Consider the following 11,006-nt stretch of genomic DNA (forward strand, 5'->3'; position numbering starts at 1 on the left):
CGCTGCTGCTGCTTCTGCTGTTCGGCTATGCGATCAATACCGACGTGGACCATATCCCCACAGGGGTGTGGGATCAAAGCAAATCGAAGCAATCGCGGGAGATGATTGCCAAGTTCCAGGTCTCCCATTATTTTGACATCAAATATGACGTGGCAAGTATGGAAGAGCTGGAAGAGTTGATGGATGCGGGGGACATCCGGGCGGCCCTTGTGTTTCCACCCGATTATGCCTATCAGATTGAGCAAAATTCGCCCGTTGACATCCAGATTCTCTTGGACGGGTCAGATCCGACGGCTGCCAGAACCGCACTGTCCAGCGCCCAGATGATAACGCAAAACCAGGCGCTCAACCTGCAGGAGAGTTTTCTAAAGAAACAAGGGTTTGACGAGGTCAAGCTGCCGATTCAGGCACAGTCCCGGGTCATGTATAACCCCGACATGGACAGTACTGTATTTAACATCCCTGGCCTGATCGGCTTGATCCTGCAGAATGTGACCGCTTTGCTTACAGCCTTTGCCATGGTGAGGGAAAAGGAACGGGGAACGATGGAGCAATTGGTTGTTACCTCCGTCCGGCCTGTGGAGCTGATTCTTGGGAAATTGGTGCCGTATGTGCTGATCGGCCTTTTTTCCTTCCTGCTGGTGTTAATGACAGCCATCTTCTGGTTTGGCGTGCCGGTCAAAGGCAGCGTGACATTGCTGATTGCTCTCGGGCTTCTGTTTCTTGTCACAACCCTTGCCATCGGCATGCTGATCTCGACCATTGCCAAGACCCAGCTGCAGGCGATGCAGGTGGCGTTTGCCATCATCCTGCCCAGCGTTCTCCTGTCGGGATTCATCTTTCCGCGTGAGACGATGCCGCTTGTGATACAATGGATTGGCGGGATCATCCCCTTGACCTATTTTCTGATGATTCTGCGGGGCATTTTCCTGAAGGGAGTCTCGCTGGCTTATTTGTGGCAGGAAACCCTGACCCTGACCGGATTTGCGTTTCTCATCTGCACGGTGGCGGTCATGCGTTTCCGCAAAAAGCTGGAGTAGGGGCCATCCCAAGCGGTTTTTGGGGGCTGCACTTCCGGAACAGGAGGTTGATCGGTTTGGACAAGTTTGACGATCTCATGGCCGAATGGCTGAAGGATATGAAGGACGAAGACCAGATGACGGAGAAGCAGCGGCGGATTCTGGAGGCTTCCATCAAGCTGTTTTCGGAAAAGGGTTTTCATGCTGCTTCCACCAGTGAAATTGCCAGGGAAGCGGGAGTGGCGGAGGGAACCATCTTCCGTCATTTCAAGACGAAGAAGGATATCCTGCTGGCGCTGGTGGTTCCCACGTTCATGAAGTTTCTGACGCCTTATGTATTGAAGGACGTAAAGCGGATTCTTGAAGATTCATCCGTTAATACGAAGGAACTGATGCACCAGCTGTTCAAGAACCGGCTGGAATTGATTGAGAAGAACTGGGACAAGGTAAGGATTCTGTTTCAGGAAGCGACCTTCCACCCGGAGATCAAGGAAGCCCTGGTAGAGCACATTGGCCGCCGTGCCCGGGGAATGGCAGAGATCTTTATCAAGCAAAAAATGGAATCAGGCGAATTCCGGGAGCTGCCGGTGCATGCGGTGGCCCGGGCGGCTTTCTCCATGATGCTCGGATATATTGCTTTTAAGCACGTTCTGTTTGTGGACGAGATGGCCGAAATGGACGATGACAAAGAGATTGAAGTGATGATTGATATCTTTCTGAATGGTGTGGGGAAAAAGGACTAAGCGAAAAGGTGGATTCAAGGAACACCCTCTTTCACGAAGGGGTGTTTTTTCTTTTCAAACACGAACATATGTGCTATATTTTGTGTAGCCGATGCAATATGTTCCAAAAGCCCCATGCTAAAAAACTTTGAATGCTATATTTTTGATGTATGCTTGCGAGTCACAAAAATCGGGAGGTGGATTCATGGCAATCATGTTGGATCCTCAGTTCACAACCTTCACAGAGCAAAACCTGCCGAGAACAGCCGCTTTTCCCCGTCTGAGGTATATGGGTTCAAAATATAAGATGATCCCTTACTTGTCTTCTGTTCTTTCAAACATTCGCTTTGAAACCGCTCTTGACGCTTTTTCCGAAAGCGGGGTTGTAGCCTACTCGTTGAAAGAGATGGGCAAACAGGTAACAGCCAATGATTTTTTGCATTTTTCCTCCACCATCGCTAAAGCCATTGTTGAAAACCCAGGCGTTACCTTGTCGCAAGAGGACATGGAATTGTTGTTATCTCCAAACAAGGACGGACGCAACTTTATTCAAACGACGTTTCAAAATCTTTATTTTCCCCTTGAGGATCATCAATTTCTGGATTCCGTTTGGTCCCATATAGAAGATCTCCCTTTATACAAACGGGAAATCGCGCTGTCTGCCTTGTGTTTAGCCGCTGCCAGAAAGCAACCACGGGGAGTATTTACCATTACAGACTTGCGTTATGATGATGGAAGAAAGAATATGCACCTGCCACTTCGTGAGTTGTTTGTAAAAGCCGTGGAAGAGTATAACAATGCGGTTTTTGACAATGGCAAAATAAATTCGGTCATGTGCGAAGATATCTTTTCCATTGATCCATCGGGTTTTGATCTGGTTTACTTTGATCCTCCCTACGCGCCGCCCAAGGATGATGCAGATTATATCAAGAGATATCATTTTCTCGAGGGATTATCGCGCTACTGGCGAGATGTCAAGATCATGGAGAACACAAAGACAAAGAAAATTGAGAAGCGATACACACCGTTTGCCTATAAACGAACCATACGTGAAGCGCTAAGTAAATTATTCAGGAAATTTGAAAACAGCATAATTGTATTGTCTTATAGTTCAAACTCTGTTCCCGGAGAAAAAGAAATTTACGACCTGCTTCGCGAGGTCAAAGGGGATGTGGAGGTTTATTCCGTACCACATACCTATTCGTTTGGTACACATGAAACAGCCAAAAGACGTCAAGTAAACGAATATATCTTCGTGGCCAGGTGATCGAAGGGTATGCAAAACAACTTCCAAAGCTTTCTTACTTCTTTAAGCAATTTGGATACAATCGCTCCACGCCAGGACCCTGAAATGCAACAAAGAGTGGCTCAGATTGTGGAGGGTTTGCAAGATCTGCAAAAAGTAACGAAAGAAAGTATAGCCCGCTTTGTAGAAAGCCAGCCCGATGCTGTGCCTGTCATCGCCACTTGTGCCGGATTAGGGCAGGAGCAGTTAAAAAACCAGTTGCGCCTTTATCTGGGGACGAGTGGTTGGATTCAACTCGCCAAAAACCGTGCTGATGAGTTAATTTCAGTATTGGATGAGAAATTTGGTCTGATTCAACAGTTGCAGAAGGAGTTGGCAAGAGACTGGACATTCAGCGATATCCTTTTGGAGCAGCGGGCAATCACAATAGAATGCGAGAATGACTGATGAAAGGTGAGTTCCGGTGGCTATCCATTTGCGCGGGCACCATTTGCTGTGTCTTTTGGGGTATAGAGGAATCGGGTATTCTGAACAATTTGCAAGAAACATGTCCTCCGTTCATGACCGACTGCTTAAAGATCCGGAAACCGAAGTTTGCATTGTGCAGGGGCCCGATGATCTGTGTGCCTGTTTTCCCGACGATCAAGTTTATCATTGTGACGACGAACATGTCGGAACAAGGGATCAACGGATTCTGCAGCGACTGGGTTTGGAAATCGGAGAGGAGCTGACATGGGGAGAGATCCAAAGCAGAATTGCACGTCTTGTAAACCCGGAAGAAATTGCTGAGTGGTGCTTCACTTGTTCCTGGAGATCGCTGGGCTATTGTGAGGAAGGGGTTCGTCGGATTCGTGCTGGACATGGACTTGTTCCGCTTCCGGCCCGAATTCATGGCGTGGAGGTGTACGGAGTACAGGTCGATTCCCAAACCCGCTGTGGACATTACGCCTCGGACAGGGATATCATAGCCATTCGATTTCCTTGTTGTGATACTTATTATCCCTGTTACCAGTGCCATCAGGCAGTTGCCGGTCATCCCGCAGCCACCTGGAGTACGGAACAATTTGACCGGAAGGCGATTCTGTGCGGTGCTTGTGGCACGGAGTTAACCATTAACCAATACCTTGCATGTGATTCGGTTTGTCCATACTGCGGTTCCCAGTTGAATCCGGGCTGCAAGAATCACTACCATCTTTATTTTGAAAGATAGGAAGAAGAGTCCAAAGATGCCCGTGGACAAGGATGAGTGGAATTATACGGTGCCTGCCCTTAGTGAACACACAGCCAACATTAGGGAAATGATTGTGGCAGCGAATCCGGAGTATATCGAATTGTTGGAAGAAATTTCGACCAGAAAAGAAATTGCAGCGGAGGTTTATCATGAGTAACAATATGACCGTTGAACAAGCGATCAAGGAACTGACCCTACTGTTGCTATATCTGACTTCCTGGGAAGAAGACGAACCTTTCGGCAAGTTTCACAGAAGTTGGAAAGGGTATGATTTCGACGTGCTGAACGAGTTGACTGACGAGAATCTGATCACCGGCAGCCACAAAGCCAAGTCGGTTTATCTTACTGAGCAAGGTGTAGAGAAAGCGAAAGAGTTAGTAGAAAAGTATTTAGGCCGAAACAAGTAACTTTTCTCCCTTATGGTATTGCATTAGGGAGTGAAGTAATGGTGGTCTGGGTTTACTATGACACTTGGAAAACTATGAACGATCACTTGCGGACAAAGTGTTGGAAGAACCGCGATTGAGTAAACCTGTGCAAGAAAGTGGTGGACCAAGAACTTTTGCTGAAAGAATGGATTGGAGATGTGAAAAAATGAAAATCGGCAGAAATGATCCTTGTCCCTGTGGCAGCGGCAAAAAATACAAAAAATGCTGTATTCCAAAGTATGACAAACCGGTAGCGGTTCCGGCCCCGTCCCCAAGGGGAATTGCGGAATTATTTCGGGGGAATGATGAAGAGTTCCTAGATGAAAAAGATTTTTGGAGAAGCATGAATCAACTCGATAAAATGATGGCCGCAATGTGGACCCCAGATAAATTGAAGCGAATGAGTGATCAGGAAATTCTGGACAAGTTTTGCAGCTTGCAGATCCCAATGACCAAGGAGCAGTTCCTGCAGGATATATCCGATCAGGAAGATATTGATCCCGTGCTTGATCGCTGGCAACAAAGATATGCTTATCGCATCAGAGGATTTGACGAAGACTTCCCCCGCCTGGCAATACGTGAATTGTGGCGGCGTTGGGCACCCGATCACTTTGGCGCCTTTATGATTGATGACTTGATGGGGAAAATGGTGGAGTCCGAATCGGATGAACCCAAGATGCCCCAATTCGAACGGATTTGGACAGCGTTGAAAGAAAAAGTCATTCTGCCTTATGGCATTCGTTCCTTCGATGAACTTCGGGATCGGTTTGACTGGTTTTATGATGTGGAAAGCGTGTTTTTTGATTTTGAAGGCGATTTTGTTGCGGAATGCCGTGCAAACAGGGACAACAGAGATGGATCTTTTGCCTCTCTGATCACCATATATGAAGATATCCTGCGGACATTGCCCGAGTCCGATCTCCATAATCTGTTGAACATCCGCAGATCAATTGCGGAGGCGCACTTCTTCTCAGGCAACCATGAGAAAGGAGAAGTCTTGTTCCGGACCTTGACAGAAGAGCATCCCACATGGGTTTGGGGATATGTAGGGTGGGGAGACGTGTACACTAACCTCTACTCACTGCCGGAACTCTGCAACAAAGAAAAAGCTGAGGAAATTTATCGCCGGGGTCTTCGGTTTTGTGATCAAATGGACCGGGAAATCCTTGAAGAAAGGCTTAATGATCTGTAAGAACAGGGAGGCTTCTCGCTGTCTGTCCAGAAGCGAAGAAGCCAGACGGGTCAGCAAGACTTACGCCCTTTTGTCGCTTCGTTGGTTGGGAGTCGAAGGGAATGTGCGTATACTTCTGGAAAGGAGAGTTCTGGATATGCAATGGTCAGAAGTTCGCAAATTATATCCGGAGCAATGGGTGCTTTTAGAGGAATTGAAGTCATATGAAGACAACAATGAGGTTTACGTGGAAAATAAGTGGATTGATATTTTTTGCCAGAATGATTGTTATATTGATTTTGGCCTACTAGACGAGCATTCCGATATTAATGGTTTGATCGGATTAGACATCCGATCGGGTGAGCCTTACGAACTGGCGAATGTATTTGAAGCGGAAGATACCCTGCATTCGGAGAGAATTCCTTGTGTATCTTTTGTTGTCAAAGAAGGATTGAAGATCGGTTGAAGACAGCCATCCGGGCTGTCCTCTTTGTCTTCCGAATCAAATAATTTCTAAAGACGCTGCACAACATCATTGGCAATGTAAAAGCGTACATTCAGGGGACATATCATGGCTTGGGGCCTAAGCATCTTCAGGAGTACTTTGACGAGTTCTGCTTCCGGTTTAACCGACGCTTGAATCCGAACGAAATCTTTGATCGGCTGTTGAATGCATGTGTTTTGGCGTCGCCCCATCCGATGTCCTGAGGTAAGTGCATAGTCAGAACAGTTGTTCCCGATTGATTGCAGAAGCACTTGGAAACGGTGCGAAGAAGGAGGAAAGCATCAGTGGAAAAACAAGCTTCATCAGGCGTGATTGTAATGAATGACCGGTATTCTGAAATAGACGAATTGCTTGTATATATTCAGGATCATATTTATGAACCGCTTAGCCAGCCTTGCTTCCTACAGCCCTTACCATTTCGCGCGAATCTTTAAGGAACGGGTAGGCCTTCCGCCATTGTATTATATTTCGTCGCTTCGTCTGCAGAAAGCGAAAGATCTGTTGCTGCGCTCGAATCTGAGCATTCGCGATATCGCTTTGGAAATCGGACAACAAAGCTTGGGTACTTTCACGACCCGATTCACCGAGCGGGTAGGCGTCACGCCGTCCCAATTCCGTGATTCACCGCCGCTTGCGGACAGCTATTTCCGGTCTTTGCGAAAGCTCGACAGTTGGATTACGACGTTTATCTATACCAGTCAACACGGCACAATTCAAGGTACCGTGCAAGCCGACACGGCATTTGACGGATTCGCATTGGTCGGTTTGTTTGGAAAACCGATCCCCGAAGGACTCCCCCTCTATGGAACGCTTGTGCCGACGCCGGGAACTTTTTGTTTTTCGGGCGTAAAACCGGGAACCTACTACCTGATGGCCACATCCGTGTCCTGGGGTATGCAGGCGATGGATTTCTTGCTGCCGCACTCAACGCTGCGGGCCAAAATCGAAGAACCGATCGTAGACGAACCATTGTCATCCAAGCCGCACAATCTCCGGGTTGTACTTCGCGCCCCCCGGTTGGACGATCCTCCGATTCTGATTTCGATTCCGCTATTGATGAAATCGTATTTGAATAAGGTTGTGTAAAATAGCAATCGAAAAGAAACGACTGCGGATGCGGAATGTTACTATATATAAGGCTGTTGATTTTCAACGGTAATTCGGGGCTTGCCCTTAGAATGAAAGGAAGAATAGAGAAATGTTAGATGCGGAGAGAAATTCCAATACTGCAGCGGAAACATCGGACATTAAGAAAAGCGTGCTGTGGATCTACTACGTCCTCTTCTTTGCCGTGCTGAACGAATCGGTATTCAACGTATCCACTCCGAGCATTGCCGATCAGTTCGGGTTGGATGAATCCGGCGTAAGCTGGGTAGTTACAATCTTCTTTATTCTCATTGGCTTGGGAATGCCCGTTTTCGGAAAGCTTTCCGATATTTTCAGCGTTAAAACACTGATCATAATCGGAATCGTCCTTTACAGCTTTGGGTCCGTGCTGGGATTTGTATTGCAAAATTGGTTTCCCGGCGTCATTATAGCCAGAGCTTTTCAAGGAGCAGGCTGCGCCGCCATCCCGGCGCTCGTGTTTGTCATGGTGGCCAGATTTTTCTCGGCGGAAGAGCGCGGCAAAATGTTCGGCATCATCACGTCGACCGTATCTTTCGCGGTCGGAATCGGTCCGGTGCTTGGCGGTTATTTCGCATCGTTTCATTGGTCGTATTTGTTTCTCGTTCCGCTGCCGATACTTGCGGCAATTCCTTTTTTCCAGAAGTATTTGCCCAAGGAGCAACGCAGAGACGGGAGATTGGATATTGTCGGAACGGCGCTGCTGGGCATTGTAGTGTCGATGCTGGTCATGTTTACGACGGAGGAAAACTGGTTTTATTTGCCTGTCGCTTTATTGGCGCTTGTCCTGTTTATCGTTCATATCCGCCGCGCGAGGGAGCCGTTCGTAGATCCCGCTCTTTTCGTAAATTCGCTATACCGCAGCGGGATTATCATCGGCTTCCTTATATTTGGCACCGTCATGTCCATAATGTTCGTTCTCCCGCTCATGTTAAGTAAAATGTACGGCCTGAACACGGAGCAAATCGGGCTTATTATGTTTCCGGGAGCATTCAGTGCCGTCATATTCGGAAAGATTGCCGGCAATTTGACGGTGAAAAGAGGAAGCCATTTCGTGATCTATCTGGGGCTGGCTTTGCTCGCGGTCAGCCTTCTGCTGCAATCTTCTTCGATCGGACTCTGGGTGTGGTACATCGGCATCGCCCTGATTATGATGTACATCGGATTTTCCTTCATGCAGACTGCATTGGCGGAAAGCGTGACGCAAATACTTCCCGGACACCAAATCGGCGTCGGTATGGGATTTTTCAATATGATTTCGACGATTTCCGGGGCGGTTGTGACGGCTTTGGTCGCCAAAGCTATGGAACAAGAGTTGTTCGCCTTCCGGTTCCATCCTGTTCTCACGGACGCTCGTGCATTTATGTACGGCAATCTCATTCTAATATTATGCTTGATTGTGTTAGCGACCGGACTATTGTATTTCATTACATTCGGCAAAAGAGCGCCGCAACCGGCCAACGAATCGGCATAACAAATATAACAATAAGCCGGCGGTTATCCGCCGGTTTTTTGCTGAATGTGAACAACCGTTGTCTTATTCCATACCGCTTTCCAATTTTTCTTTACTATAGCGACAATGTTTTGGACGAATTACGGAAGTTGGCGGAAACTTTGGATGTTCCGGGATTGGATTGACTTGACTTCTCCACATTTTTTTGCAAAGATAGGAATAAGAAATTCCAGATTGTGCATACGCTAAAAAGACCGTAGATGCTGCTACATCTACGGTCCGTACAATAGATTGCCCTAAAGGGTGATCGGCTACTAAGTCAGGCCTACTGAAATAGACCGCAAACCTATGCCAAGGGCGGTCTATTTCTTTTTGAGGAAGGTAAGCAGAGCCAAGACGAACATGGCGAACATGATCATCAAGGATAATGCTTGATATACCTCACGGGCATCACCCCCTCTCCGGGGATTAGCCGACCACCCTTGAAAGCCGATTCTATTGTACAAGGTAAAGTATAGCATATTTTGGTATAAACAGGAACGTTTGTTCTTGCAGTAAAGAGTCGCTGCAAATATTTTTGCAGACCGAATGAGTGGACCCTCACAATCGTCCGAAAACATCCGTTCGCTGACAGAATCTGTAACATCTATCGATAGATTTGCAATATGGGCAGCTGGGGGGCCGCCCAAACTATTCCAAAAAGGGTGATTCGAAACGAGAATCCTGAACACCGCAGACTGGCACTTTGGAAAAACGCTGGAGGGCCGGGACCGGTACGAAGAACAGAAGCAGTTTGTAGAGGAGCTTTGTGACATCTGCGAACAGGAAAAAGTGGACCTGGTGCTCATGGCGGGAGACGTTTACCAAACTTCAAACCCGAGTGCTGCTGCAGAGGAACTTTTTTATGAGGCCATGGTTCGCTTGTCGGCCAACGGCACCAGGGGACTGGTCATTATTGCAGGGAACCATGACAACCCGGACCGCATAATGGCACCTGCCCAGCTGGCTGCCCGCAACGGGATTGTCCTGGAGAGGATGTAAAGGACAAATAGGCCCGGTATTGCTTTCAGCTGTAACGGGTCGTTAATACAAATAGGGGGAATTCGTTTGAGTATTATACAGGAAAAGGGAGAGCAATTCTGCGAATTTGTGAACCAACTTTCAATTTGTTACAAGAACAAAGTTCATGACGGTTATACACTACGTGCAAAAAAGTATGTACGATGGAGCCAAAATAAAAAATCTCCAAAACAGCAATGGGGACATGTTCATTTTCACTCGAACAGACTGGAGATTGACCTGGATTATCCTGTTAACTCTTTTACAGATATCGAAATTTCCAACCGCCTTGGTCTACCTATTAAGAAAGTTGGTCAAAAGATTAGTGGAATAAGAACCCTAACAAAGAGCCAGTTGTTCCATACTGTCGAAATCGTTATATACGAACAGGATCTGGATGGTTTTGATATATATAATAAAGAGTTTACTAAATTCATTAGAGAGATTGCTTTATTGTCGTGTGTTTAAGAGATTGAATTGAGTGGTAGACGTATATTCCTCGACCATTTCTGAAAACATTCCTCCATATAAATCAGATGTTTCAGGGAATCAGGTGTTTACGTTGTGGCAAGATCGGGGACCAAAAAGTTGATTTGATTTATCAAGGGGGAATTACCAGTGAACCAACTTGAAGTTATTTTGGAAGTAGGGGGAGAAGGACCTCCAATAATATTTTTTCCATTTCATCCTTGGAAAGAAGTTTAGGGGGGTCTTTCATATGATTGAAGATGAAGCAAAAATGGGTCCTATTGGATAGCAGGGGCTTTCCATGTCAATGGAGAGCTTCTTTTTTATGGGGATTTAGAATTTAAAAATGAATGAAAAGATAAGTGAATTCAGATAAAATTGAATCAACAAGGTAATTTTGGGGTGATTGTATGGATTTGGTGGAACGGCTGTTTTTTATACTTACGACAATCCAGCAACGACCGGGGATTACCGCGCCCGCTTTAGCGGAACTGTGCGGTACATCCGTACGGAGTATCTACCGTGACATCAAGCGGTTGGATGAAGCCGGAATCCAGATCCTGCTGCAGGGGAACAAAG

12 protein-coding genes and 4 pseudogenes are annotated in these 11,006 nt (G+C 46.8%); 15 read left to right on the top strand and 1 reads right to left on the bottom strand.

The window, feature by feature from the left end; translation table 11 throughout:
• The 12 genes and pseudogenes from EFBL_RS08920 to EFBL_RS08975 form a co-directional block, all read left to right on the top strand.
• Positions 1-1,040: ABC transporter permease (locus EFBL_RS08920; protein ID WP_096181794.1), on the top strand; the 1,040-nt coding region annotated here is incomplete at its 5' end.
• Positions 1,041-1,096: 56 nt separating this feature from the next.
• Entirely contained in the window at positions 1,097-1,762 is a 666-nt protein-coding gene (locus tag EFBL_RS08925) for a TetR/AcrR family transcriptional regulator (protein ID WP_096181795.1), read from the top strand.
• A gap of 184 nt (positions 1,763-1,946) precedes the next feature.
• On the top strand, positions 1,947-3,008 hold the full coding sequence (locus tag EFBL_RS08930) for a DNA adenine methylase (protein WP_207907622.1): 1,062 nt from the start codon (positions 1,947-1,949) through the stop codon (positions 3,006-3,008).
• Positions 3,009-3,017: 9 nt separating this feature from the next.
• The gene (locus tag EFBL_RS08935; RefSeq protein ID WP_096181796.1) at positions 3,018-3,434 is read left to right on the top strand and encodes a hypothetical protein; all 417 of its coding nucleotides are present in this window, start codon (positions 3,018-3,020) and stop codon (positions 3,432-3,434) included.
• 16 nt (positions 3,435-3,450) lie between these two features.
• On the top strand, positions 3,451-4,197 hold the full coding sequence (locus EFBL_RS21845; protein ID WP_341769662.1) for a DUF1284 domain-containing protein: 747 nt from the start codon (positions 3,451-3,453) through the stop codon (positions 4,195-4,197).
• Between the two features lie 16 nt (positions 4,198-4,213).
• Positions 4,214-4,375 carry a hypothetical protein gene (locus EFBL_RS20535; RefSeq protein ID WP_165912732.1) on the top strand — a complete coding sequence of 54 codons (162 nt, stop codon included), beginning with the start codon at positions 4,214-4,216 and terminating at the stop codon, positions 4,373-4,375.
• Positions 4,368-4,625: a DUF6429 family protein gene (locus EFBL_RS08950; RefSeq protein ID WP_096181797.1), complete on the top strand. Its 258-nt coding sequence runs from the start codon at positions 4,368-4,370 to the stop codon at positions 4,623-4,625. The genes EFBL_RS20535 and EFBL_RS08950 overlap by 8 nt, the downstream gene beginning before the upstream one ends.
• Positions 4,626-4,812: 187 nt before the next feature.
• Positions 4,813-4,885: pseudogene (locus EFBL_RS22065) on the top strand (SEC-C metal-binding domain-containing protein); the annotation flags it as partial.
• Positions 4,886-5,974: 1,089 nt separating this feature from the next.
• Positions 5,975-6,283, top strand: coding sequence for a hypothetical protein (locus EFBL_RS20925; RefSeq protein WP_207907621.1), 309 nt, complete (start codon positions 5,975-5,977; stop codon positions 6,281-6,283).
• 47 nt (positions 6,284-6,330) lie between these two features.
• Positions 6,331-6,525: pseudogene (locus tag EFBL_RS08965) on the top strand (transposase); the annotation flags it as partial.
• 114 nt (positions 6,526-6,639) lie between these two features.
• Positions 6,640-7,408, top strand: a pseudogene (locus EFBL_RS08970) (helix-turn-helix transcriptional regulator).
• A gap of 112 nt (positions 7,409-7,520) precedes the next feature.
• Positions 7,521-8,921 carry an MFS transporter gene (locus EFBL_RS08975; protein WP_096181800.1) on the top strand — a complete coding sequence of 467 codons (1,401 nt, stop codon included), beginning with the start codon at positions 7,521-7,523 and terminating at the stop codon, positions 8,919-8,921.
• Positions 8,922-9,262: 341 nt separating this feature from the next.
• On the opposite strand, the gene EFBL_RS21850 is transcribed toward EFBL_RS08975, so the two are convergent.
• Positions 9,263-9,715: a putative holin-like toxin gene (locus EFBL_RS21850; RefSeq protein WP_369690097.1), complete on the bottom strand. Its 453-nt coding sequence runs from the start codon at positions 9,713-9,715 to the stop codon at positions 9,263-9,265.
• On the opposite strand from EFBL_RS21850, the pseudogene EFBL_RS08985 reads away from it, so the two are divergent.
• The 3 genes and pseudogenes from EFBL_RS08985 to EFBL_RS08995 form a co-directional block, all read left to right on the top strand.
• Positions 9,621-9,929, top strand: a pseudogene (locus tag EFBL_RS08985) (metallophosphoesterase family protein); the annotation flags it as partial. The gene EFBL_RS21850 and the pseudogene EFBL_RS08985 overlap by 95 nt on opposite strands.
• 78 nt (positions 9,930-10,007) lie before the next feature.
• Positions 10,008-10,427: a hypothetical protein gene (locus EFBL_RS08990; protein ID WP_096181802.1), complete on the top strand. Its 420-nt coding sequence runs from the start codon at positions 10,008-10,010 to the stop codon at positions 10,425-10,427.
• A gap of 410 nt (positions 10,428-10,837) precedes the next feature.
• Positions 10,838-11,006 (top strand): HTH domain-containing protein (locus tag EFBL_RS08995; protein ID WP_149029949.1); only part of this gene is annotated, 169 nt, incomplete at its 3' end.

This window comes from Effusibacillus lacus (genome assembly GCF_002335525.1).
Classification (GTDB): Bacteria; Bacillota; Bacilli; order Tumebacillales; family Effusibacillaceae; genus Effusibacillus; species Effusibacillus lacus.